Consider the following 25,848-nt stretch of genomic DNA (forward strand, 5'->3'; position numbering starts at 1 on the left):
CTAGATCACTCTTTGAATTTCTTGATCATACCGCGGTCCCGTGGAGCATTGACTGTCCCTGCACCTAAGCGGTGCCGCATTTTGCTGCTCACAGACTGGAGCGCTGCCCGGGTGCTGCTGCTTGGAGCGGCATCATTTAATGCCGTCTCCAGCATGGTTTCCCGCTTGTCTCCGACATCGACAAAAATGTAGTCTTCAATATTCGGTTTGTCAGGGACCAGGCCATCCCAGTAATCGGAGAATCCGGCAGAATTTTTCAACAGAAAGGAAACCGGCCAAAAGGAAACTTTATCCTGAACAACCTGTTCAAAAAAACCAACTGGTTTACCAAAAGTACGGGTCTCCGAAGCTATGATCTGTACGGACAGATGTGGTTTTAGGACATTGATCAACATTTCTGCAGCGGAAGCCGTTTTATCACTGACCAAAAAATAAACTTTATTCAGGTTCAATGCGCTTAATCCTGTAAACTTGGTATCCTGAAACATCTTGTTGACACTTGGGGTTTTCTTAATATATGCGTTCACTTCATAGCTGAGCATGAGCTTACCGCGTGTCTTACTACCACCGATCTTATCCGCAACATAGGCTGACGCATCTACATAACCCCCGCCATTATAACGCAGGTCGACAATCAGGCTCTGGATCTGCGCATCCTCAAATTTTTTAAAGACCGCATCCATCTGTTGCTGATTGAGATTGTTATTTTCAATCTCTTCGAAGGAAGATAAGGCCAGATAACCTACATTATTGCCACTGTTCAGATATACGGTGTCCTTGTAGATCGGATCAATCGTATAATTACTATAGGTTAAGCTCTTCGTCAGGACCTTCCCATCCTGTTGTTTTACCTGCAATTTGAGTGTCCCAGCATCCAGAGCCGCATCCAGCTTGTTCTCAATTCTATTCTTGTCACTTTCATTATAAGTACAGTCCCTATCGTCACAAGTAACAGAAAACGAATAATCTGTATCATTGTTAACAGAAATCACATAATCTGAACGTTTTAAACCAGCCTTTTGAGCCGGAGATCCGCCCTCTACAAAATAAATAATAGGATAGGCTATTTTACCATCTTCTGTCCCAAAACTAAAATAAAGACCATAACCATCGTTATTGTCCATTTTGAGGCCGTTCCTTGCTGAGGTACCTGTATTATACCCATTGATGCCTTCCATAAAAGAAAAACGATCAAGCACACCGCCATCATACGCGGCATGTACAGGGGTCAGCTTTTTCAGTGCAGTAAGCACGTCATCCGCCGAACGATATTTATCCGTAAATTCAGCGGGGTTCTCCGTGTAATCTGGAATGGAAGTATCCCAAAGAGAATATAGTTTATAATATTTATAGATATCGTCCTTGATAAGCTGGCTTTCCGTGCGGTCCACAGGTTCTGGCTCCGGTTCGGGTTCAGGGGCATCCTTTTTACAGGAAAGAATAAAAAGTCCCACCAGGGCAATCAAAGCCCAGTGGCCAACTGGTTGTAAAACCTTTACGTTCATGCTTTCAACAGTTTAATTGAACAAACTTAGATAAATTTGTGCGTATACACAATGACAATGTAATGAGCTCCAAAAAAAATTTCAAGACCACAAGTCACGCTTAAAACGGTGCTATTGTTTCTCGATACAATAATTATTAAGTAATTGAATTAAAGCTCATTAATTATTATCAAGATGTAGCAAAATAAATCCGAAAAAATCACCAATTTAGCTCATAATTGGTACTTCTTCCACCTGAATCAGCCTTGATCAGAACACCTTTATTCACTAAATCCGTAATATCTCGTAATGCAGTATCTGCCGATACCTTTGTCATCTTTGCCCATTTTGATGAAGTTAGATTTCCTTCAAAATTATCTATTAATCTATTCAACATCGTTTGTTGCCTTTCATTACTGACATTAATATTGTTTTGCATCCAAAAGTGATGTTTTCTAACGACTTTACCTATTATTGTATTCGAAGCAATAATAGCTTCTTTGAGACAGTTTAAAAACCATACTACCCAATTGGTAATATCCGAATCTCCTTTTTGTGTTTTCTCCAGAATCGCATAATACTCCTTATGCATCTGTTTAACTTGCGCAGACATACTATAAAAGCGTTGATTGACACCATCCGCTTTCGATAGTTGCATATCTGTTAATGCACGAGCAATACGTCCGTTTCCATCATCAAATGGATGTATAGTCACAAACCATAAATGTACAATAGCAGCTTTTAAGACTGGATCTATGTCAGATTCTGCATTAAACCAGCCTATAAAACTCGTCATTTCTTCTTCGAGCCGTTCAGCTCTAGGTGCTTCAAAGTGTACAACTTCTTTTCCCATTCCTCCTGAAACGACTTGCATATCACCACTTCTCCATTGTGCCACATCAATTTTGTACAAGCCACTTCTTCCAATTGGAAATAATGCACCATGCCAGCCAAATAATCTTTCTTTACCTATGGTCTTATCCGTATTCTGTGTCGCGTCTAGCATCATTTCTACTACACCATCGATATGACGATCAGAATTTACAAGACCTAGATTGTCTAATCCTAATCGAGTCGCTATCGACGAGCGGACTTGTTCTGGATTTAATGTCTCTCCTTCTATTTCTGATGATTGAACAACATCTTGGATAAGTGTTTCCAAGTTTGCTTCGTCTTTTAACTCAAATCCTAGCAACTCTACTTTTCCAATAAGCTTCCCTTGAAGATGCCGAACTTCGCTTAATAGATTAAGAATCTTCTCATCTTCCCATTGAAAATTCGTCCAATTATGTCGCTCGTATATATAGACTGCCATGACCTCAAAATTATATGCGGTAAATATAAGTAATATTTACCGCAAAAAAAGCGGAGAATAAGCTGTTTATTCTCCGCATATAAGTATATCTTTTTATTTACCGCCATCTTACAACAAGTTTAAACCCTATAATTTACGGCCAAAACATTCTCTACTAGCCTTTGGTTGTCCTTAGGGATCATTGGGTCCGGATCAATACCTATATTTTTCCTTCCACTTATCCCGTAGGCTCTGACGCAATTTTTCTTCCTGTGGATTTTGCCCCGGGTCATAGAGCTTTACACCGCTCACTTCCTTGGGCAAAAATTCCTGCAGCACAAAGTTCCCCGGATAGGCGTGTGCATATTTATATTCAGCACCATAATTCAGGTCTTTCATCAATTTAGTTGGTGCATTGCGTATATGCAAAGGAACTGATAGGTCTCCGGTCTGCTTCACTAAGGCCTGGGCTTTATTGATGGCTTCATAGGATGCGTTACTCTTGACCGAAGTGGCCAGGTAGATCACGGTTTGAGAAAGGATGATACGGGACTCGGGCCAACCAATGACATTGACTGCCTGAAAACAATTATTGGCCAGTAATAAGGCGTTTGGGTTGGCATTGCCGATATCTTCTGATGCCAGAATCAGTAGCCTGCGCGCAATGAACGACGGATCTTCTCCACCTTCAATCATTCGTGCAAGCCAGTATACTGCCGCATTTGGATCAGACCCACGGATGGATTTGATAAAGGCTGAAATAATATCATAATGCTGCTCGCCGGCTTTATCATAAATTGCCATATTCTGCTGTACCTGCCTGAGCACAAAAGCATTTGTAATTGGTTCTTTATGGAGGACAGCGGCATTGATCACCAATTCCAGTACATTCAGTAACTTCCGGGCATCGCCTCCTGACAGCCGCAATAAGGCCTCATACTCTTCTACTACGATGTCATGCTTCTGGAGATACTCATCTTCATGAAGCGCCTTCTGGACCAAGCCGATCAGGTCTTCCTCGGATAGATGCTCGAGCACATACACCTGACAACGGGATAGTAAGGCCGATATGACCTCGAATGAGGGATTTTCTGTCGTCGCCCCGATCAATGTGACCAGCCCTCGTTCTACTGCGCCCAGCAGCGAGTCTTGCTGTGATTTGGAGAAACGGTGGATCTCATCGATAAATAATATAGGTTGGTCCTGATTGAAATTCATCAGTCGTTCGGCCTTATCAATGACCTCACGGATGTCCTTTACCCCCGCTTGAATCGCACTCAAAGAGAAAAAAGGTCGATCCAGTTCCTTGGCAATCAACAGGGCTAAGCTTGTTTTTCCAACCCCCGGCGGCCCCCATAAGATCATGGAAGGGATATTTTTTTGTTGGATCGCATGGTAAAGCACCGCATCGGGACCAACGATATGCTGCTGCCCCACATAATCGCTCAATTGATGAGGCCGGAGTCGTTCTGCAAGAGGTATTCGTGTTGCCATAGTACAAATTTAAAAATTATAGCGTACAATAACTAAATATTTTAGCTTAACTCAGGACAGCAGCAGCAAACAAGCCTAACACGAGCTTAGCTAAAAAATACCCAGCACTCATTACTCATTATACCATACTCTATCAGACTTTAACATTTTTTCACATAATTTTTCTTCATATTTGCTCTAATATTAAAAAACCCTATAATGCAGAGCAGAAATCGATAAATTGCTTTTACTATACAATTTATCTAAGTTTGCAATAGACGTTAATTACGATGTAATAATGCATGAGAATGACGAAATACTGGATCTTACTTTTAACAGTCCTAACCATCAGCGTTGGGGCGAACAGAAAAGTGATGGCACAAAAAGCGCCCGAAGATTATACTGGGGCCATAAAAAAATATGATGCCGCATTTAAAGGCATCGGTCCTGAGGTGTATTTTTTACCGCCCCCCAAGACCAAGAATGAAATTATTGAAGACAATTACTCCGATAAAAAAGCTTTTAGTAAAGAAATTGCAAGACAGCTGCTTTTTCAACGCTTATTATTGCAGCTCAGAAGCACCAATAATACGGGCCATTTTCAATATCTGATGAATCCTGTCCCCACCACTGCCCAACAATGGGGCAGTGCCATCGAAAATCAAAAAAAATCAGGAAACTGGATAGCAGGCTATGCCCTGGCGAATGAAGCGGCTTTATTTGCGATCAAAAATCAAGATAGCAGTCATGCTTCCACATTCTTATATGAAGCACTGACCTTAGCAAACCGGACGGATAACAAAGATGATATTGCAACCATCAATATGAATATTAGTAATTTCCTATTGTACAGTGGCGATTTTGTCAAAGCCGAAGAAAGTGCCCAAAAATATCATAGCTATGCCATGACGAACAAAAGCTATTTAGAACAGGCAAATGCCTGGCTTCTGATCGCCATGACACGTGCAGGACAGGGCAACTTTAAAGCCGCTGAGAACAATATCATCCGCAGTGCCATCCCTTTGTTCAACAAGGCCAAAGCCTACGAAGGGAAGATCTTCGCCTGGGAAATGCTAGCTGAAATCTACTTTCAACAAAATAAATACACGCAAGCCCAATGGTTTCTGTTACAAGCACGTGATTTGGCCAACGCAAAAAAACTAAGTAGTGAACTTGCTGAAATCGAATACCTGCTCGCTGCTTCAAAACAGCAGGATGGAAATTATAATGTGGCGATCAAAGAATTTATCCAAGCGGCAGAATTGGCTTCCGGAGAAAACAACAAACAGCTGTCTCTGGCCATCCTGGACAAACTTGGCGAGGTCTACCTGGTATTGAAGGATTATCCTGCAGCCGATCAGACCTATCAGGCGTATATACAATTGAAAAACGAATTATATAATTAAGCTGTACCGCCATGATATTTAAGTTTTTTGTAAATATTAAAGGATAAATCAAATAATTCTTTAGAATCTATGCCAATGTGATGCGAATTTCACTAAATTTAGCACGCTTATTAATAGGAGCTCAATATGACTATTTTGTCTTTTAGGATTAAAAAGTTCTTGATGGCAAAGGAGGAAAATAATGATTGCATGTCTTATGCAAATTTATCTTAACTAAAAATGATTATTAAAACTGTCGAAAATATGTTTAGAAAACTCATATTTGCACTTTTTGTGATATCCATAGTCTCTTGTGGCTCAAAGCCCCGGGTGGCACTTCCCGATGATAACGGACTTAAACCAAGTACACAGCATCAGATCATCGCCAAGGAAGTAATTGGCTTATTGGAAAATGCAAGTTACAAGAAAGTCAACATGAATGATTCGATCTCTGGAATTATTTATGACAATCTCATCAAGGGCCTGGACCAAAGTAAAAATTACCTTCTTCAATCCGATATTGATGAATTTCAGGCTTACAAGAATAATCTTGCCCAAGATATGAAAGATGGCGACCTTTCTGCTGCCTTCCATATTTTCAATGTATATAAAACCAGGTACCTGGAAAGAATGCAATATGCACTCTCCGAGATTGATAAAAAGCACGATTATACCAAAGATGAGTACTACCAGCCTAACCGTGAAAAACTAGCCTGGTTCAAGACCGAGGCCGAAGCCAATGATCAATGGCGGAAACGGGTCAAGTATGATCTACTGAATCTGGAAACCGCCAGTGGGAAATCGACCGACAGTGCCAAGACCAAACAAGTGGAAACGCTGAAAAAACGTTATGTGAACTTAATTTCACAAACAAAAAAATATAATGCAAATGATGCCTTCCAGATCATTATGCAATCCTTGACGGATGCAGTGGATCCGCATACCTCCTATTTCAACCCATCCTATGCACAGGCATTTAACGAGGGGATGGCCAATACCTTTGAAGGCATCGGGGCGAGACTGACCATCGACAATGAAGCGGTGAGCATCAATGAGATCATCCCCGGAGGGCCGATCTTCAAAGACAAAACCATTCAGGTAAATGACAAAATCATTGGCGTAGCACAAGGTAAGGATGGGGAATTTGAGGATATCATCGGTTGGCGACTGGATGCTGCCGTAGCAAAAATCAAAGGACCAAAAGGAACCGTAGTGCGCCTTAAAATTATTCCTGCCGGACAACCGATGAACTCGCACCCGCGCATTGTATCGCTGGTACGTGAGAAAATCGTGGTTGAAGAGGAATCCGCTAAGAAAGAGATCATGAATGTTAAAGGTGCAGACGGAAAAATGTACAAAGTTGGGGTCATCAATATCCCTAAATTCTACATGGATTTTGATGCCTACCGCAGACGTGATCCAAATTATAAAAGTACAACGCGCGATGTCAGATTGATCCTCGACACGTTAAAGCAAGCCAAAGTTGATGCCGTTCTTATCGACTTACGCTTCAACGGCGGAGGTTCCCTGCCAGAGGCCATCGATCTTACAGGTTTGTTTATTGATAAAGGACCTGTCGTGCAGGTAAGGGATACAAAAAACAATATCGACGTCGAAGAAGATAAAAATGCAGGTACAGCCTGGGATGGTCCATTGGGTGTGATGATCAACCGCTTTTCAGCTTCCGCATCCGAAATCTTCGCCGGGGCTATCCAGGACTATGGCCGAGGAATCATCCTAGGTTCACAAAGCTATGGTAAAGGAACGGTACAATCTGCCATCGACATGTCGCGCGTGATCAGTCCTACAAGCCGCTTACTGCTCAAAGCCTCCGGAGAAAAGGATCCCGACACCCCCGAAGGTGCTCCTCAATATGGACAGATCAATATTACTCTGGGTAAGTTTTACCGTGTAAACGGTAGCAGTACACAACATAAAGGTGTAACGCCGGACATTACGTTTCCTTCACAGTTCTCGGCAGAGAAATTCGGTGAAAGTTCGGAAAAGTCTGCGCTCCCATGGGATCAGATCCAATCCAGTAAATTTACGAAAGTAGCCGACATGAGCGGGATAGACAAAAAATTGGAAGCCCTGCATGAAGCTCGGAGTAAGACATCACTGGAATACAAGTACCTGAAAGAAGATGTTGAAGAAGCCCAAAAGGATGAAGATGTCAAAATATCGCTTGAGTTCAACAAGTTCAAAAAAGAAAAAGATGACAATCTGAAGAAAAATAGGGACCGCATCAACGCACTCCTAAAACTGCAGGGCAAGCCGGCCTGGGTAGAAGGAAAACCACAGCCCAAAATGGACCTTGATTTTGTTAAGGATGAAAGTGCAAAAGTAATAACAGATTATATCATTAATTTTTATCAGAAGTAATTATGATTACCAGCTGATCAAAATAATCCTCATTCCAAAAAAGGCAATCATGATGCATGATTGCCTTTTTTGATGCTTATAACCGATCTGCCCCAAGCCCTTATTTCTTCCTTATTCATTCCCCATGATCCGGAGGGGCCTATAGGATCTTATGATTAAATTATCGTTTCTTTACAACATATCGTTGTCTTAGTTGTTTTATCCATAGCGTTCATCTGTACAGAAAGCGATGCAGGCCATCCTGGACAGCAGGCATGAACAATAAATCAATGAATTACACAGCAATTAAACAATAGCACCATGAAACGTATTCTTCTTTTAACCGACTTTTCCGAAAATGCACTTTTAGCAGCAAAGCAGATTGCCTTATGCGCGGAGGCATGGAAAACTGAAAAGGTCATTATCTATCATGCTTACAATAGTGTAACTATCGTCGAAAATGAGCCTATTGTTGTGGTCAATGATGAAGTAAAAGCGGCCAAAGAGAAAGAGCTGCAGGAATGGTATGATCAGGTGCGCCCATTATTCTCCCCACAAGTCGAACTGCTCCATAAAATGGAGGACATCGACCTACCACTTGGGGTTAATGATATGTGCAAATCTGAAGCGATCGACCTGGTTGCGCTGGGTATTACCGGTCAGACCGGCTTCGCCAAGATTCTCGTCGGAAGCAATGCGATTACCCTCATGGATCTTTGCAATAAGCCCATGCTCATTGTATCCCACAAAGTCATTCCGGCCCTTCCCAAAAATGTCCTGGCCACGACAGACCTTAAAGAGGTGGACCGCAAACTAGCCCTATTCGACCTTGATCAGGTCCTGGAAACATTTTCGGCCCAGCTCTACGTCCTGAATGTCGCTCAAAGAGAATCCTCAGCAGCTGATCTGGCCCAGGAACTCAAGCATCTGCATGAAAGACTTGACAAGTATAAACCTATTTATGACTATATCAGCCACGATGATATTACGATGGGGATAGCTGAATATGCGAAAGAGAAACATATCGACCTTATCCTTTCATTCCACAAAAAACAAGGTTTACTGGCAAGCTTGTTCAAGACCAGCATATCGAAAAAAATAGCCTGGAATGGAGCCGCCAACTTATTGGTCATCCCCATGGATAAGGCATAAGTTCAATCGACAAGGTCTCCGCATGCGGAGACCTTGTCGATCAGGATGAAATAGTTCCATCCAGTTATTTCTTATCCACAGAATGCTTTCCAGGTCCGACAAGGACAAGCCCCAGAAATACAAAAAACAACTCAATGGCATGTGAGGCACCAGATACGCCATCCCCTTTGGAAAGGTGCATCAGCCCGGCAATGAGCATGGTAAAGGCAAGCAGCAGTGCCGCAGGTCTAAAAAACAGGCCCAATAACAGGAATAACCCACCGACCGTCTCCGTGGCCGCAGCCATAAATCCCCAAAAAGTAGGTATAAAATGGATCCCTATATTTCCCATGGATTTTCCTACACCTTCCCACAACCCTGGCCCGCCCTGCAGTTTGGGCAAACCGTGCATAATCATCATCACGCCCAATCCAATCCGAAGGATCAACAATCCTGTATCCTTATATTTCCCTAATGAATTCCAAATCGCCATAAATGAAAATTTATAATTACCAAATGTTAATGATTGACCTTTCTAAATTAATCAAATTATCTGTATTGCCAGCGATTTGTTTTTCAATAGAAAAAAATTGCATTTATAAGAGTTAATATGTAATTTAAGGGGTATAGATCCAATTATGATATCGCTATGAAGAATCTACTTTTACTAACGGATTTCTCTGAAAATGCTTATGCAGCAGCAAAGTATGCCGCACAGTTGGCGCCATTGTGGGGTATAGAAAAAGTCATTCTATATCATACTTATGAAGTTGTGCCCACGGTAGGTACCGAACCAGTGGTGATCAGTAACGCCGAAATATTGGACGAAAAACAAAAGGATCTGAACACCTGGCAACAGGATCTCATGCAGCTTTTCCCACAGGGTATCGCCTGGAAGGTTATCCTTGAAGAATATGAATTGAGCTATGGCGTCAATCGGACCTGCGCTGAAGAAGATATCGATATTGTGGTCGTTGGAACCGCAGGAAAGAGCGGCTTTAAGAAACTGCTCTTGGGCAGCAATACCTTAAAGCTTATCGAAAACTGTCATACTCCCTTGTTGGTGGTCCCTGCCAAAGCTGAATTCAGAATACCCAAAAAGATGCTGATTGCAACAAATCTAAAGGAGGTACGACTGAAACTGGATCGTCTGCTGATCAATGCCGCAGAAGTATTGCGCAAAAGCGACGTATATGTCGTGCACGTCACCAAAGAGGACCCTGCCAATAAAGTCGTCAACAGTGAGATCGCCATTATGAAAGAACTCCTGGCAAGCTACCATCCCATCTATAGTTATATCCTAACCACAGATATTGCCGTGGGGATAAACCAATATATCAATGAAAATCATATCGATATGATGGTGACCTTCCATCGGGACAAAGGGCTGCTGAGCCGAATTTTTAATACCAGCATTGCTCAAAAAATGGCTTGGAAGAGCCAGGCTGCCATGATGGTTATTCCGGTGCATAGTGGATAGCAGGTTATTAAAAAGACATGCTTATCTATAAGTAAGTCAGCGAAACGCCATCTTCTGTCGTAGTCAACTTGACCTTTCGGCCCAGTACCAGCGCATGATTGTCATCGATATGCCCTGCTGGATAACCAAAAGCAACAGGAAAATCATATTCCTTCACTTTGTCCCATACCATCTCTTCCACAGTCTGACCAAAAGGTGGGTCATTGTCTTTCATCGATGAAAAACCTCCAACGATCAAGCCCTTTAGTTTTTTAAATTTACCAGCCCGTTTTAAAGCCCACAGCATTCTGTCAACGGAATAGTAAGCCTCCCCTACATCCTCAATAAATAAGATTTTATTGTTATAGTTGCTATCGGAATCTGAAGCCAGTACAGACAATAAGATCGCTAAATTTCCACCGATTAGCTTTCCTTCGCCCTCCCCGGCACGGTTCGGAAACAAAGATTGCTTGTACGCCAAGTCAACTGCTCCACCAAACAATGCATTCTTTAATGTCTCCAGTGATGCCGGTGTACCCGATTCAAAAGATTTGGGCATCTGCCCGTGAATGGTAGGCACCTTAAAATTTCGTTGAATATGGCTATGCAATACGGTAATGTCGCTAAAACCGACCAGCCATTTCGGATGTTTCTCAAATTGTGAGAAATCTATTGCATCAATGATCCGGACACAGCCATAGCCGCCCCTGGCTGCAAATACAGCCTTAATGGAAGGATCATCCAAAGCCCATTGCAGATCTGCGGCACGCAGCTCATCATCTCCCGCAAATTGATGAAAAGAAGTCCCCACTGTGTTTCCCACCACGACCTCCAGGCCCCAGCTCGTTAAGGTTTTAATACCGATATCGATATTTCCCCGAATAAAACTAGCGGGACAGACAATCGCAACTTTATCGCCTACATGAAGAAAATCCGGTAATTTAGACATATCCTTATTATTTATATGGGAATGGTGATTCATTCCTGTTTATTTTTCAATTGTATCCATGAGCTCAAAGGCTCAGTGATTTCATAAAATTTACTGGTGCTGATCCACTTGTATCTACAAATAACGCAAATTTATCTTAGAGCCAGTTTAAAATTATAAAAACATCTAGCAATAAAATTTAAACAGGCTCTTAGTTTAATACCGCAAATTGAATTATCTTTGTCAAAGAAACGGGTAAGATACTTGTTTCTTTATTTCACTTAACTTTAACTTACTTTAAAGCATTGAGTATTCTAGATAAAAAACGTTATACGATTACATCGGCATTGCCATATGCCAATGGACCTTTACACATCGGTCACCTTGCGGGAGCCTATATCCCAGGAGATATTTTTGTCCGTTATTTACGCTTGAATCAAAAAGATGTGGTTTACGTCTGTGGTTCGGATGAGCATGGTGCCGCCATTACCATCCGGGCGAAAAAAGAAGGCATCACACCGCAGCAGATCATCGATAAATACAACAAACAGATTAAGGAAAGCTTTGAGGAGTTTGGTATTTCCTTTGACATCTACCACCGTACTTCAGAACCTATCCACCATCAGCTGTCGCAGGACTTCTTCCTGAACTTATTCAACAAGGGTGAGTTTGTGGAAAAATTTTCCGAACAATATTACGATGAAGAATTCCATCAGTTTTTGGCCGACCGCTATATCACCGGGACCTGCCCCAACTGTAAGTCGGAGGGTGCCTATGGCGATCAGTGTGAAAAATGTGGAACCTCACTGAGTCCGACCGACCTGATCAATCCGATATCCACCCTGAGTGGCAAAACTCCGGTACTGAAGGAAACGAAGCACTGGTACCTACCTTTGGACAAATACCAGCCCTGGCTGGAAAAATGGTTGATCGAAGGCAAGAAAAATATCCTTAAATCCAATGTTTTTGGGCAATGTCAGTCCTGGCTCAAATCCGGCCTACAGCCACGTTCAATGACCCGAGATCTGGATTGGGGTGTGGATGTACCGCTAGCCGAGGCACAGGGTAAGAAATTGTATGTCTGGTTAGATGCGCCGATCGGTTATATTTCAGCAACAAAACAATGGGCTCTTGACCACGGTAAAAACTGGGAAGATTATTGGAAAACGCATGAAAATCCGGCCGATGATGCCACCCTGATTCATTTTATCGGCAAAGATAATATCGTATTCCATTGCATTATATTTCCTGCCATACTTCATGCGCATGGCGGCTATGTTTTACCGGAGAATATTCCTGCCAATGAATTCCTTAACCTTGAGGGAGATAAACTTTCCACCTCCAGAAACCACGCTGTTTGGTTACACGAATATCTACAGGAATTCCCAGGCAAACAGGATGAATTACGTTACGTCCTGACATCCATATTACCTGAAACCTCTGATGCCGAATTTACCTGGAAAGATTTCCAGGCCCGAATCAACAATGAGCTCGTCGCAATTTTGGGCAACTTTGTCAACCGGGTTATGGTACTTTCACATAAATATTTTGAGGGGAAGGTATTGAATGGATCAGCATTGACCTCAGTGGACCAATCGGTGTTAGATGAACTAAAAACATATCCTGCTTCCATCAAATCTTCTTTGGAGCAGTTCCGTTTCCGTGAAGCATTGGCCGAATTTATGCATGTTGCACGTCTTGGTAATAAATACCTTGCGGATGAAGAACCTTGGAAAATCATCAAAACAGATGAAGAACGTGTCAAAACGATCTTAAATGTAGCGGCTCAAATCGTTGCTAACCTCGCGGTACTGGCTCAGCCATTCTTACCGAAGACAGCCATCAAATTATTTGAAATGCTCAATTTCCCACAAGCAAACTGGGATGATGCCGGAAAAGACAAGCTGATCGAAGACGGCCATCAATTGGGCGAAGTACAGCTGTTATTTGAAAAAATAACTGACGAACAGGTGGAATTCCAACTCAATAAACTGGCTGAAGCTAAAGTGAAAAACCTGGCTGACAATGCAAAAGTTGCGCCTGCAAAAGACAACATCAGTTTTGACGACTTTGTGAAGATGGATATCCGTGTGGGTACAATTTTGGAGGCAGAAAAGGTGGCTAAAACAAAGAAATTACTCAAATTGACCATCGATACCGGGATCGACAAACGCACAGTTGTATCTGGTATTGCCGAGTTTTTTAGTCCCGAAGCAATTGTCGGGCGCCAGGTATCTATTTTAGTGAATCTAGAACCGCGCGAAATCAAAGGTATTACCTCACAGGGTATGATTCTGATGGCTGAAGACGCAGATGGCCGCCTGGATTTTGTCAAACCTGATACAACAATCAAAGTGGGCAGCAGCATACGCTAAATGACACACAGGACAATATATGAAAAATGCCTGCCCTACCGGACAGGCATTTTTTTTAGAACAATATACTCTGCAGGCGTTTCTTAAAATCCTTATCCTCCATCCAATCGTAGACGGTCTCTTTCAGTTTTTTGATGATGGCTGTTTTACTTTCCGGGACGACTTTTTTCTTTTTAGTGAGCACGTTGTAAACCGGGGTATTGGTGATCTCAACCTTTGTCGCGAACATATTGATATTCAGACTGGGCACCGATATGCCCAGAATCAATCCGGGAAGCCCATGGATCAATTCAGGGCCACCTGAAATAGGGATCTGTCCGGCAAAAAATGCGACGACATAGATGGAGTCCTGTATAATGCCATTCGCCCGCCGGCAATCATAACCGGCAATATGACGATACTCATCCGTATATTTCCACTTCACCGCAGGCAGGGAATCCTTCATCAGCAATTGCTCATCCCCAAAGGGCAATAATTTAAAGAATTCCTGCTCTTTAAAGTTGATATAGGTCTTCGAATCTGTTAAAGTAGGATTATACCGGGTGACATTACGGTAATTGGCAGGATAGTCTTCTTGTATTGTCTCAAAAAGGGTTTCCCGATCATAGAACTTCAACGTATGATGGGTAAGCATTTCGACAGGGCCATTTTTGACGGCATTGTCCACACTCAGCCTCTCCCAAGTATCCAGATCAGGCTTATTGAGATAGTTTCGTTTCAAATAATTCTGGACGTGAAACTTCCGTTCGAAAGTTACTGTTCCACTGCTCGGAAAATACGCGTTCTGCGCGTGTACCAGCCCTATGGATACGAATAATATGAGCAGGAGCAGCCGTAATAAATCTAGCATCTTCATCATCGGTTCATTGTTGTAAAATTATAGATCACTTTTAACATCCCATACCGACGCAGCACATCGTTGCTCGTCTGTATAAAGGAGGTCCCATTTTGGTAGCGGTATATACCATTGTTTTTATTTAAAATATCATTCACGAATAATTGCGCCTCAAGAGACTTGTCCTTCAAGAACTTCTTGGAAATATAGCCATTCATATTGACCACATTGATCGACTGCAAGGTCTTTGTAGCCGCCTGATAATTTTGTTGCATGGAAAGGGATATTTTGAAATCCTTCGGCAGATAATAGGTGAATTGGGAATAGGAATTGAATTTAAATGTGGTCTGATTCAACTCAGGCTGCAAATAAGAGTTCATTTGTTCAACCCCCGGTCTCAGGGATACATAAAAGTCCATCTTATTGGCTTTATACCGATTAAAACCGATATTTGGAGCGATATTCCAGGTCTGGTTGCGGTTGAGCTGCGGTTCTTCATTGACCAAGGACAGGTAACTGTATTGACTATTGTATTGCCCTTCCATCCCTAGGTTCATCTTTAGTCCCCATTTCTTTTGTAGGACAAAGCTATATCCGCTACCCCCATATATCCGCCAGTTATCTTTGTCGATGTTGACAAATGAAATCTGCTGTGTACCTTCCTGTAGGTTGTAGCGTATGCTGCTATTGATATTTTTCTTGCCTTGGTTTGCGCTCAAATAAACATAGATGTTTTGATCTTTCAGCTGTTTATAAGCATTGTAATTGATGGAATACGAGTTGTTAAAACCGGCTTTAAGATCCGGATTGTCCAGATATTCCACCAGCGGCTGGGCGTTTTGTTTGAGCGGCTCGATCTGTGTCAGCGAAGGCTGGATCGTTCGCCCATTATAATAAACGCCCAGACTTCGGCTCTTGGAGATCTTATAGTTCAGTGAAAATGCCGGCCTTATGGAGGTTTGGTTTCGCTGTAAAGTTGTGTTCAGATTATTGTACGTCCTTTTGACATCCTCAAATTCCGTGAGGTTGCTCAGGTTGACCGTTAGTTTACTGGATTTATAATTTAAGGAAGCATTGATCCCGTTTTTCAGGCTGGAAAAATCAAAATCATTCAATATGCGTTGGTCCAGTACGGTATATTCTCCCGTGGTAGGATCCCGGTCAAAAGACTGGTTCAATGTTTCGGCACTGTTGCTGGAGAATGAATAGCCGATGGAGCCCGTTATCTTTTTGGATAGCGGTTCTGTATAGGTCAGGGAAGCTCCGTACGTATTATTGCCCAGTTTATCATTTTTATACTGGTCAATCAGGGCAGTGCTATCACTATTGTTAAAATAGTTTTCTGAAAAGTACTTGGTCCGGGAACGGTTCTGGTCCGTATTGGCATTGACATTAAAGGTGATGGACCGGCGTTCCTTCTTGAAACGGCGGGTCAGCATGGCATTGATATTAAACTTGTCCTGATCGCTATTGCGGTCTGTATTGGAGTTTGTACGCGTAATCAATTGGCCATCCAATGTACGCTGATCAGCAGCTGAACTGGATGCATTTTCCCGATTGGATTTGCTGAAGCCCATATTGACTGTCAGGTCCGAAAGTGAATCCAACTTGTAATCATAGCGCAGGTTGGCCACATTGGTTTTGGTCTCATTCTCTGACCGGGTTATGTTATTGTCTATCTGGGCACGCTCGGGCAGATTGTTCTGCGCATTGTATGTACTGGTATTGGCTACATCGATCTGGGTACGCTTATAATTTACATTGATCTTATGCTTATCATCTTTCGATTTGTCTGAATAGCTGGCCCCCATATTGATCGCCTTGGGCACACCGCCGCCATTATATTTACCATCCCATCCCCCGTCGGCATCATCACCATTGGATGAGATCATAATACCACCGCCATCCATCATCTGGATATTGCTACTTCCACCCACACCATACTTCTGGCTGTCCTCAAAGCCCAAGCCGACCATACCATCATTGGCCAGAATACCAAATGCCGCAATTTTCTGCGCGCCTTTAAATTTATTGAGCATCACCTTTCCGCCATAGTATTGGTCGGTACCCGCACCAGCGACCGCCTGCCCAAACATGCCCTTCTTCTTATCTTCCTTCAGCTTGATATCAATGGTCTGTGTCCTTTCTCCATCATCCACTCCTGTGCGTACCGCCATGTCTGACTTCTTTTCATATACCTGAACTTTACTGACCATATCCGATCGGATGTTTTTAGTGATCAGGGTGGGGTCATCGCCAAAAAATTCTTCCCCATCCAACAGTACCTTTTTTACTTCTTTCCCCTGCGCCGTAATCTTTCCCGATCCGTCCATGGTGATGCCCGGCAGGACTTTTAGCAAATCCTCTACTTTTGCATCTTTCTCCACTTTAAAGCTTCCGGCATCATATTCTATCGTATCCCCCTTGATCACAACCGGAATCCGCCCGTTGACCTGCACTTCATCCAACAGTAATGCAGCCTTTGCTAAAGATATGCTCCCGAGATCAAGATCGCTCGCCTCAACCTGCACATCCTTGACAAGATCGGCATATTGCGGATACGACACAATCATCTTATAGGTCCCCGTATCCAGGTTGCTGATCTGAAACTGCCCATTTTCTTTTGTCCGGTCGAACTTGATTAAGATAGAATCTTTGGGATTGAGGAGGGCCACTGAAGCTTGATGTAGTTTTGCATGATCTTTAACATCAGTCACAGTACCCGTCAATTTATATTGTGCACGGGCAAGGGGGCCGAGGACTGAAAGCACGAGCAGCAAAAAAAAGGAATAGGCTAGTCTCATAAAATTTCGTTTATATATTGTTGCAGTAAAGATATCAATGTTACTACGGAAAATTCGTAAAATAATGTTAAATAATTATGTAATTAAAAAATATATAGAAAAACATTAAAAAAAACAGGGTATTTAATATCATTAAGGGCAACTAACAGCAAATATAAGAAATAAAAAAAGAGGTGTAACGGATCCGTTACACCTCTTTTTTTAAATCCCCTAGTAGATTTTATTTCGTCTCATCCACATTCAGGTTCAACTCTTTTTCTTTATTGATTAAATGCGCGATGCTCGTATCGTTCAAAATCTGCAGCATGGCATTTCTCACTTCAACAAACGTATCACGGATACCACAGGCATGTTCTTCCGTACATTCTTCACAGGAACGATAAAAATTTAAACTGACGCAGGGTAGCAGCGCGATAGGTCCGTCAATGAGACGCATGACCTGTGATAAGAAGACATCTTCTGGAGCCTTATTGAGGCTATAGCCGCCACCGGCGCCCTTCTTGCTGTAAAGAATGCCCGCATTCCGCATTTCAAGGAGGATCTGTTCCAGAAATTTCTTTGGAATATTTTCTTCCTGTGCAATCTTGACGATTTGCATAGGCTCATTCCCATAATTACGACCAAGCACCATAAGTGCTTTTATAGCATATTTTGTCTTTTTGGAAAGCATAATTTGTTTACCCCCTGTTAAATTGCAAATTTACGTTTTTTATTCAATAGAATAAAACCCGCCTGAATTCGGCCGCTTTGCCGTTCCCCAGGATACATTAAGGCCTATTTACCCCTGCAACCCAGTGCCCAATTGCCCCTCCTGTGAAGCCCATGGAGACAGCAAACCTATAGACAGCAAGAACCCTCAGCACTATCCACCCAGGATTAGAGGCGACAATAGTGCTGAGGGTTTTGTATCCAAGGCGATCGTAAGCTTACTGTCCCAAAACTTCAGTAATGGGTTTACCGATACTGCCGTTTGGCTCCGTAATATGCAATAAGGATGAGATTGTCGGAGCAATGTCAACAATATGTACCTCGGTGTTGGACACACCTGGCTTAATGCCCCAGCCCATAAATACCAATGGAATATGGGAGTCATATCCCGACCAGGTACCATGCGTGGTTCCTGTAGAACGCGGTGTACCATCATACCATTGTGGCTCGCAGACAATCTGAATAACCCCGCTGCGCTTAAAATTATATCCATTGATCATTTTCTCACGGATGGGTTGTGGAATCATCAGGCTTTCCCCTTTTTCCATGTCGGCCACATAAGCAACCCCCTCCGTATGACGCAATTCGCGGATGATCGTCGCTTTGATCTTATCCCTGTCCAATTGTAATGAATCGATCATCTGATTGTTCAGGTGCACTTGATAGTTCATTAAGCTCTTGACAATCTTTTCCTGACCAAAATCCGCTTTCAATTTTTTATTCAGATCGGAGATGATCTGACGCGAGTAGAAATAGCCGCCATTACCCCTCATATCCATATAAAACCTGGAGTTATAGGAAGCGCCATGATCTGCTGTCAAGAAGAATGTATAATTCCCTTTGCCCACCGTATTGTCCAGGTAGCTAAAAAAATCTGCCAGCTGTTTATCCAATTGCAGGTAAATATCTTCGATCTCCACGGCTGTCAGCGAATAACGGTGCCCCACATAATCTGTTGCCGAAAGGCTCACACACAGAAAATCTGTATTTTTGGTCGGATTATTTCCCATCTGTTCATGCTTGATCGCTTCCATGGCCAGGTCTAACGTCAGTTGATTCCCCATTGGCGTTGTCTTGATCAATTCGTAGCCCTCATCTTTCATCAACTTGGATGTTGCACGAGGTAATGTAGGCTTATCCTCACCAGGATATTTTCCTTCATAGCTATTATCATCGGCAATGCTATTGGCAGCATAGGTACTGACATCATACATTGGCTTCCAGTCACCTTTTAGGTATTTATCCGCCAATTTTTTCTTATTGAAATCAACCAGCCATTTTGGCAATTGGTCCATATAAAAATTGGAGGTGATCCAATCGCCGGATTTTGCTTCAAACCAGTATGCTGCATCGGCAAAATGTCCCGCAGGCAAAATGCCGCCTCTATCCTTAATCGCGATACCGATGACTTTGGACTTAAAGTTTGAGGCCAATTTCAATTGGTCAGTCACTGTCGAAGCCAGTAGATTGCGTGGAGATTGCTGCCCTTCTTTGGCTGTTGTCCCAACACCGACCACATAATCATCTTGGGTACAGTACATGTTCTTTCCGGTCTGCTCCTCAATCCAGTCATTGCCCGCAATACCATGTATGGAAGGTACAGACCCTGTATACACCGAACTGTGACCAATGGCAGTATAGGTCGGAATATAATTGATCAAGGTATTCTCGCAGGAGAACCCCTCTTTGAGCAACCGTTTGAAACCATCGTTTCCATACCGATCCGCAAAACGGTACAAATAATCCCAGCGCATCTGATCGACCATCAGACCGACAACCAATTTAGGTCTTTCCGGTTGCTGTGCCATGGCAGAAAATACGGCCATGCCGAGGACAACACTTAAGAAAAATCTTTTAATCATAATAGTATTTAGTATTGAGTAATTAGTATTTAGATTTTAGTTGTGCAAACCTTTGGTTTACTAACATGATCTTTCATTCCTTGCTCTTTAATCTTCGTTGTTACCCGCAGTATCCGGAATACGAATCTATCGCTTAATAACGTATGCTAAAGTAGGATTTAATCCGTTAAATGAGCTTTTAAATATTGTCCTGTATAAGAATCTTTACAATTCACAAGCTCCTCGGGAAGTCCCGCAAAAACCAATTGTCCCCCTTTGTTTCCGCCTTCAGGGCCAATATCAATAACCCAGTCTGCCGACTTGATCATGTCCATATTATGCTCAATCACCAGGATACTATTACCCAGTGAAATGAGGGCATCAAAAGATTTGAGCAATTTTTTTATATCCTGAAAATGCAGGCCCGTCGTAGGCTCATCAAAGATAAACAGTGTTTTCTTACTGTTATTGCCCTTGATCAAAAAGGAAGCTAGTTTGATCCGTTGCGCCTCACCACCTGAAAGCGTACTGGAAGACTGTCCTAATTTAACATAGCCCAGACCAACATCCTGCAAAGGCTGTAATTTGGCCAGTATTTTGGGCTGGTCATCAAAAAAAACGATGGCCTCATCCACACTCAGCTCCAAAACATCGGCCACAGACTTACCCTTATACTGCACATCCAGGACAAACTGCTTAAAACGCTTTCCTCCACAGGCTTCACATGGCAGAACAATATCCGCCATAAACTGCATCTCGATCTTAACCTCGCCTTCCCCCTGACAGACATCACATCGACCACCTTCCACATTAAAAGAAAATGCTGCGGGTTTTAATCCTGCAGCCTTTGCCGCAGCCTGATTTGCATAGAGTGCCCTTATTTCATCCCAGGCCTTGACATAGGTGACCGGATTAGATCTTGACGACCGCCCGATGGGATTCTGGTCCACCATCTCGATTTGTTCAACCTGGTTAATATCACCTTCAATAGCATCATAAACCCCTGTCTGTTCACCGGAATAATTGCCGATTGCTTTTTGCAGTCCCGGATAAAGGATCCGTTTCACCAGGGAAGTCTTACCCGATCCCGACACACCCGATACGACCGTAAATGTATGCAATGGGAACTGGACATCGATACCTTGGAGGTTATTCTCATGGGCACCCTTGACCGTAATGCTATTGGACCATGGCCGACGTTTTTTGGGGATTTCAATCCGGCTTTTCCCACTCAGATATTGGCCTGTTAGGCTTTCATCATCTTTCAGGATCTCGTCGTATGTGCCCGCAAATACCATCTCACCACCGTTGATTCCGGCCTCAGGTCCGATATCAATCAGGTAATCCGCCGCTTCCATCATCTCCTGTTCATGCTCCACCACCACCACGGTATTGCCCACATCGCGGAGCGACTTGAGTACTGAAATCAGGCGCTGGGTGTCCCGTGGATGCAATCCGATACTCGGTTCATCCAGCACATAAATAGATCCGACCAGGGAACTGCCGAGGGAAGTTGCTAAATTGATCCGTTGGGATTCGCCCCCCGAAAGCGTATTGGACAGCCGGTTCAGGGTCAGATAGCTGAGCCCGACATCGCAGAGAAACTGCAGGCGGTTATTGATTTCGGCCAAAAGGCGCTTGGCGATGACCTGCTCATTACCGGCCAGCGGTAAGGTTTTAAAAAACTCCAGTGCTTCTTCCAAAGGCATCAGGACAATATCGGTGATCGATCTGCCGCCCACTTTGACATAGGTAGCATCTTTACGAAGCCGTGTGCCCCGACAGTCCGGACAATCGGTTTTACCCCGATAACGTGACAGCATCACCCGGTATTGAATTTTATAGGTCTGTTCTTCAAGCTCCTCAAAAAATTGATTTAGCCCTGAAAAATAACTGTTTCCTGTCCAGAGCAGTTCCTTCTGCTGTGGAGTCAGATCAGCATAGGCCCGGTGTATCGGAAAATCAAACTTTAAAGAGTTTTTGACCAGCACCTGAAGCCATTCACCCATCTTTTCCCCCCGCCAAGGTGCAATAGCACCATCATATACGGAGCGGCTCTTATCCGGAATAACAAGGTCGGGATCTATACCGATGATTTTCCCGTAGCCCTCGCATCGGCGGCAGGCCCCATAAGGATTGTTGAAGCTAAAAAAGTTGGGCGTAGGCTCCTCAAAAGTGATTCCATCGAGCTCAAATTTATGGGAGAAGTGATGTCTTTCACCATTTTCTTCCACATATAACTCGCCTTTTCCTTCAAAAAATCCAGTTTGAATGGAATCTGATAAGCGGTTGACCGTATCCTCATCCTCTTCTTCTATCCGTATACGGTCCACAACAATCAGAATCTCACCGTCTTGAACGGGCGCATTTTCAATGCCCTTGTCGTCAATAATCTGTTCGATTTTCTGCATCTGCCCCTGATACACTACACGGACAAATCCTTTCTGCAGTAATAGCGACAGCTCTTCCTTTAATTTACGCCCATGTGAAGGGATCAGCGGGGACAGCAGCGTCACCGACTTTCCGGCACCAAGCTGGATGGCAAAATCGACGACAGAACTTACACTATCTTTGGTCACCTCCCTGCCCGACACGGGGGAGATGGTCTTCCCAATGCGGGCGTAAAGCAATTTGAGATAATCGTAAATCTCGGTGGATGTCCCTACTGTAGAACGCGGATTGCTGGTAATGACCCGCTGTTCAATGGCAATCGCCGGGGCAATGCCTTTGATATAATCCACTTCAGGTTTATTCATCCGGCCCATAAACTGTCTGGCATAGGACGACAGGCTCTCCACATAACGCCGCTGCCCTTCCGCATACAGCGTGTCAAAAGCCAAGGAAGACTTCCCTGACCCGGACATACCGGTAATAACAACCAATTTATTTTTGGGGATGTCCACGTCAATATTTTTTAAGTTATTGACCCTTGCCCCTTTTATCTGAATATATTCTTTTGGTGTATGCTCCACTTTTTTACGCATAATGATCCTTATCTCACACAAAGTTACGTAATCTTGACTGATTATGACCCTTTATGAATGAAAAGCCCCGTCGAAAAAATGAACAGCTATAGCGATGGCATCATCTGCCGCCCATGCCGTCAACGTGCTATTCGTCAACGGGGTTTTTCCTTAGCGGTCATGCTATTATAGGGGCCTGATTAAAACGGGCAAATTAATTCCTGCGCAATTTTAATTTACCAAACAATTATTTTAAAATAATACACATATACCGTTAATCCTTCTTAAATTCCCCTAGTCTTAGAAATATAGTTTTTTTACTAATCGTGTAGCAAAAGGAACGCAAATAGCGTTCAATAAATAAAAATTAAAAGATCGTTATGAGAAAAAATATATTGAAAGTGATGGTTATGATGCTGTTTGCCATAGTTGCATCAACAACAGTAAGTCAAGCTCAAATGGTAATAGACAAAATAGACTTGGGTATCTTTCCTTCCCCAGAAAAGGGATATAAGAAAATGGTCATTGAAGTTCCCCATTCGGACAATGACAAAAATAAAAAAATTGAATTCGCTGTCGGTAAATGGATGGAAGTAGATGGCTGCAATACCTTCAACTTATCGGGGACATTGGAAAAGAAAGACCTTCAGGGCTGGGGTTACGATTATTATGTCTTTAAAACCAACGGAAATGTAGCGAGTACCATGATGGCCTGCCCCGATAAAGCAAAAAGAAATCTTTTTGTTTCCGCTCAGCCCGAAACCCTACGTTACAATAGAAGAATGCCTATTGTCATTTATGTCCCTGAAGCATATGACGTGCAGTTCAAAATTTACACGACTGATGGCGACAGCTACCGTGCAGCAGAAGTAAGATCTAAAAAATAACGAAAGATTTCGCAGAACCTGAAATCACAAAAAAAGCCATCGAAAGAAGTTTCGATGGCTTTTTTTATGTGGTACACCTGAGGTATCAATACCCCCGATGCATGCTAATGACTATTGGAATTTTTTCGCATTTTGTTTACGCTCATTTTCCGTCAAATAGATCTTACGAAGACGCATAGATTGCGGCGTTACCTCAATATACTCATCTGCCTGGATGTACTCCATACATTCCTCTAAAGAGAATTTGATCGCCGGAGCAATACGCGTATTATCATCCGAACCGGAAGCACGCATATTTGTCAATTGCTTTCCTTTAGTCACATTGATGGTTAAATCGTTATCACGGATATGCTCGCCCAAGATTTGTCCCTCATATACTTCCACACCTGGATCAACGAAGAAGCGACCACGGTCTTGCAATTTATCAATCGAGTATGCCGTAGTTGAACCTGTATCCAAGGAAATCAATACACCCGCCAAACGGCCAGGGATTGTACCTTTCCAAGGCTCGTAACCTTTCAGACGGTGTGCCATTACAGCCTCACCGGCAGTTGCAGTCAAAACGTTGTTACGTAGACCAATGATACCACGGGAAGGAATAGAGAATTCAAGATGTTGCATATCTCCTCTAGCTTCCATGATCAACAATTCACCTTTACGTTGTGTGACCAGCTCAATTACTTTTCCGGATACATCCGAAGGAACGTCAACAACAAGCTCTTCGATCGGCTCACATTTTTGACCGTCGATTTCTTTCACGATAACCTGAGGTTGTCCTACCTGTAACTCATAACCTTCACGACGCATTGTTTCGATCAATACAGATAAGTGAAGGATACCACGTCCATATACCAACCACGCATCAGGAGATTCGGTAGGAACGACACGCAATGCCAAGTTCTTCTCTAATTCTTTCTGTAAACGATCGTAGATATTACGCGAAGTTACCAATTTACCTTCTTTGCCAAAGAACGGGGAGTTGTTGATGGTAAACAACATGTTCATTGTCGGCTCATCAATGCTGATAACTTCCAATTGCTCTGGATTTTCAAAATCTGCGATGGTATCACCGATATCGAAACCTTCGATACCAACGACCGCACAGATATCACCTGCATGTACTTCTGGCACTTTGATACGACCTAAACCTTCAAAAACCTGAAGTTCTTTCACGCGTGACTTAACCACTTTTCCGTCACGTTTTACCAATGATACCGGCTGGTTTTCTTTGATTGTACCCCGAGCAATACGGCCGATAGCGATACGACCCACGAAAGTCGAGTAATCCAAAGATGTTACCTGCATCTGCAAAGTACCCTCGGATACTTGTGGAGCAGGAATATATTTGATGATGGCTTCCAATAGGTCTGTGAAGTCTTCGGTACGATTTTTCCAATCTGTAGACATCCAGCCTTGCTTGGATGATCCGTATAATACCGGGAAATCCAATTGCTCCTCAGTAGCACCTAAATTGAAGAATAAGTCAAAAACATTTTCGTACACTTCATCAGGACGACAGTTTTCTTTATCGACTTTATTGACAACGACGATTGGTTTGATCCCCAATCCCAGGGCTTTACCGGTAACGAAACGCGTTTGAGGCATAGGACCTTCAAAGGCATCCACCAATAATACAACCCCATCAGCCATCTTCAATACGCGCTCTACCTCACCACCAAAATCGGCGTGACCAGGGGTATCGATGATATTGATTTTAACACCTTTATATGTTACTGATACGTTCTTAGATACAATAGTGATCCCGCGCTCACGCTCTAAATCATTATTGTCCAAGATTAATTCACCAGCATTTTCATTTTCTCTGAATTGATTGGTAAAATATAAAATTTTGTCTACAAGCGTAGTTTTACCGTGGTCGACGTGAGCGATGATCGCAATGTTTCTAATGTTTTGCATTGA

17 protein-coding genes are annotated in these 25,848 nt (G+C 42.9%); 6 read left to right on the forward strand and 11 right to left on the reverse strand.

Annotated elements, in window-relative coordinates:
• Positions 1 to 5: 5 nt before the first annotated feature.
• The 3 genes from HX021_RS16885 to HX021_RS16895 form a co-directional block, all read right to left on the reverse strand.
• A complete protein-coding gene (locus HX021_RS16885) occupies positions 6 to 1,505 on the reverse strand; it encodes a S41 family peptidase (RefSeq protein ID WP_286591681.1) in 1,500 nt (499 codons plus the stop codon).
• A gap of 199 nt (positions 1,506 to 1,704) precedes the next feature.
• Positions 1,705 to 2,799, reverse strand: coding sequence for a Fic family protein (locus HX021_RS16890; protein WP_286591682.1), 1,095 nt, complete (start codon positions 2,797 to 2,799; stop codon positions 1,705 to 1,707).
• 192 nt (positions 2,800 to 2,991) lie between these two features.
• On the reverse strand, positions 2,992 to 4,272 hold the full coding sequence (locus HX021_RS16895; protein ID WP_286591683.1) for a replication-associated recombination protein A: 1,281 nt from the start codon (positions 4,270 to 4,272) through the stop codon (positions 2,992 to 2,994).
• Positions 4,273 to 4,559: 287 nt separating this feature from the next.
• On the opposite strand from HX021_RS16895, the gene HX021_RS16900 reads away from it, so the two are divergent.
• The 3 genes from HX021_RS16900 to HX021_RS16910 all read left to right on the forward strand — a co-directional run bounded on the left by HX021_RS16900 (position 4,560) and on the right by HX021_RS16910 (position 9,149).
• Entirely contained in the window at positions 4,560 to 5,657 is a 1,098-nt protein-coding gene (locus HX021_RS16900) for a tetratricopeptide repeat protein (RefSeq protein ID WP_286591684.1), read from the forward strand.
• Between the two features lie 243 nt (positions 5,658 to 5,900).
• Positions 5,901 to 8,018 carry a carboxy terminal-processing peptidase gene (locus HX021_RS16905; protein WP_286591685.1) on the forward strand — a complete coding sequence of 706 codons (2,118 nt, stop codon included), beginning with the start codon at positions 5,901 to 5,903 and terminating at the stop codon, positions 8,016 to 8,018.
• Positions 8,019 to 8,318: 300 nt separating this feature from the next.
• Complete coding sequence (locus HX021_RS16910) at positions 8,319 to 9,149, forward strand: universal stress protein (protein WP_286591687.1); 831 nt, start codon at positions 8,319 to 8,321, stop codon at positions 9,147 to 9,149.
• A gap of 64 nt (positions 9,150 to 9,213) precedes the next feature.
• Here the strand turns inward: HX021_RS16910 and HX021_RS16915 are convergent, their stop codons facing one another.
• A complete protein-coding gene (locus HX021_RS16915) occupies positions 9,214 to 9,621 on the reverse strand; it encodes a DoxX family protein (RefSeq protein WP_286591689.1) in 408 nt (135 codons plus the stop codon).
• 156 nt (positions 9,622 to 9,777) lie between these two features.
• On the opposite strand from HX021_RS16915, the gene HX021_RS16920 reads away from it, so the two are divergent.
• Entirely contained in the window at positions 9,778 to 10,608 is an 831-nt protein-coding gene (locus HX021_RS16920) for a universal stress protein (RefSeq protein ID WP_286591690.1), read from the forward strand.
• Between the two features lie 25 nt (positions 10,609 to 10,633).
• On the opposite strand, the gene HX021_RS16925 is transcribed toward HX021_RS16920, so the two are convergent.
• Complete coding sequence (locus tag HX021_RS16925) at positions 10,634 to 11,536, reverse strand: S66 peptidase family protein (protein WP_286591691.1); 903 nt, start codon at positions 11,534 to 11,536, stop codon at positions 10,634 to 10,636.
• Between the two features lie 284 nt (positions 11,537 to 11,820).
• Here HX021_RS16925 and metG point away from each other — a divergent pair, with 284 nt between their 5' ends.
• Positions 11,821 to 13,890: a methionine--tRNA ligase gene (gene metG, locus HX021_RS16930; RefSeq protein ID WP_286591693.1), complete on the forward strand. Its 2,070-nt coding sequence runs from the start codon at positions 11,821 to 11,823 to the stop codon at positions 13,888 to 13,890.
• 55 nt (positions 13,891 to 13,945) lie between these two features.
• Here metG and HX021_RS16935 read toward each other — a convergent pair whose 3' ends face one another.
• From HX021_RS16935 to uvrA, 5 genes are all read right to left on the reverse strand, one after another.
• Positions 13,946 to 14,749 carry a GLPGLI family protein gene (locus HX021_RS16935; protein ID WP_286591694.1) on the reverse strand — a complete coding sequence of 268 codons (804 nt, stop codon included), beginning with the start codon at positions 14,747 to 14,749 and terminating at the stop codon, positions 13,946 to 13,948.
• Complete coding sequence (locus HX021_RS16940; RefSeq protein WP_286591695.1) at positions 14,746 to 17,529, reverse strand: outer membrane beta-barrel protein; 2,784 nt, start codon at positions 17,527 to 17,529, stop codon at positions 14,746 to 14,748. The genes HX021_RS16935 and HX021_RS16940 overlap by 4 nt, the downstream gene beginning before the upstream one ends.
• 220 nt (positions 17,530 to 17,749) lie before the next feature.
• Complete coding sequence (locus HX021_RS16945) at positions 17,750 to 18,199, reverse strand: RrF2 family transcriptional regulator (protein WP_286591696.1); 450 nt, start codon at positions 18,197 to 18,199, stop codon at positions 17,750 to 17,752.
• A gap of 256 nt (positions 18,200 to 18,455) precedes the next feature.
• Positions 18,456 to 20,099 (reverse strand): alkaline phosphatase PafA, encoded by a 1,644-nt coding sequence (gene pafA, locus HX021_RS16950; protein WP_286591697.1) that lies wholly within the window; start codon positions 20,097 to 20,099, stop codon positions 18,456 to 18,458.
• A 158-nt stretch (positions 20,100 to 20,257) separates the two neighbouring features.
• Positions 20,258 to 23,062 carry an excinuclease ABC subunit UvrA gene (uvrA, locus tag HX021_RS16955; protein WP_286591698.1) on the reverse strand — a complete coding sequence of 935 codons (2,805 nt, stop codon included), beginning with the start codon at positions 23,060 to 23,062 and terminating at the stop codon, positions 20,258 to 20,260.
• 359 nt (positions 23,063 to 23,421) lie between these two features.
• On the opposite strand from uvrA, the gene HX021_RS16960 reads away from it, so the two are divergent.
• On the forward strand, positions 23,422 to 23,928 hold the full coding sequence (locus HX021_RS16960; RefSeq protein WP_286591699.1) for an ecotin family protein: 507 nt from the start codon (positions 23,422 to 23,424) through the stop codon (positions 23,926 to 23,928).
• 111 nt (positions 23,929 to 24,039) lie between these two features.
• Here the strand turns inward: HX021_RS16960 and typA are convergent, their stop codons facing one another.
• Positions 24,040 to 25,845: a translational GTPase TypA gene (typA, locus tag HX021_RS16965; protein ID WP_286591700.1), complete on the reverse strand. Its 1,806-nt coding sequence runs from the start codon at positions 25,843 to 25,845 to the stop codon at positions 24,040 to 24,042.
• Positions 25,846 to 25,848: the final 3 nt, after the last annotated feature.

It is taken from the genome of Sphingobacterium sp. N143 (genome assembly GCF_030325625.1).
GTDB lineage: Bacteria > Bacteroidota > Bacteroidia > Sphingobacteriales > Sphingobacteriaceae > Sphingobacterium.

Coding starts and splice junctions, on each gene's coding strand:
- HX021_RS16885 (WP_286591681.1), bottom strand. CDS start 1,505: ATGAACGTAAAGGTTTTACAACCAGTTGGCCACTGGGCTTTGATTGCC.
- HX021_RS16890 (WP_286591682.1), bottom strand. CDS start 2,799: ATGGCAGTCTATATATACGAGCGACATAATTGGACGAATTTTCAATGG.
- HX021_RS16895 (WP_286591683.1), bottom strand. CDS start 4,272: ATGGCAACACGAATACCTCTTGCAGAACGACTCCGGCCTCATCAATTG.
- HX021_RS16900 (WP_286591684.1), top strand. CDS start 4,560: ATGACGAAATACTGGATCTTACTTTTAACAGTCCTAACCATCAGCGTT.
- HX021_RS16905 (WP_286591685.1), top strand. CDS start 5,901: ATGTTTAGAAAACTCATATTTGCACTTTTTGTGATATCCATAGTCTCT.
- HX021_RS16910 (WP_286591687.1), top strand. CDS start 8,319: ATGAAACGTATTCTTCTTTTAACCGACTTTTCCGAAAATGCACTTTTA.
- HX021_RS16915 (WP_286591689.1), bottom strand. CDS start 9,621: ATGGCGATTTGGAATTCATTAGGGAAATATAAGGATACAGGATTGTTG.
- HX021_RS16920 (WP_286591690.1), top strand. CDS start 9,778: ATGAAGAATCTACTTTTACTAACGGATTTCTCTGAAAATGCTTATGCA.
- HX021_RS16925 (WP_286591691.1), bottom strand. CDS start 11,536: ATGTCTAAATTACCGGATTTTCTTCATGTAGGCGATAAAGTTGCGATT.
- HX021_RS16935 (WP_286591694.1), bottom strand. CDS start 14,749: ATGATGAAGATGCTAGATTTATTACGGCTGCTCCTGCTCATATTATTC.
- HX021_RS16940 (WP_286591695.1), bottom strand. CDS start 17,529: ATGAGACTAGCCTATTCCTTTTTTTTGCTGCTCGTGCTTTCAGTCCTC.
- HX021_RS16945 (WP_286591696.1), bottom strand. CDS start 18,199: ATGCTTTCCAAAAAGACAAAATATGCTATAAAAGCACTTATGGTGCTT.
- pafA (WP_286591697.1), bottom strand. CDS start 20,099: ATGATTAAAAGATTTTTCTTAAGTGTTGTCCTCGGCATGGCCGTATTT.
- uvrA (WP_286591698.1), bottom strand. CDS start 23,062: ATGCGTAAAAAAGTGGAGCATACACCAAAAGAATATATTCAGATAAAA.
- HX021_RS16960 (WP_286591699.1), top strand. CDS start 23,422: ATGAGAAAAAATATATTGAAAGTGATGGTTATGATGCTGTTTGCCATA.
- typA (WP_286591700.1), bottom strand. CDS start 25,845: ATGCAAAACATTAGAAACATTGCGATCATCGCTCACGTCGACCACGGT.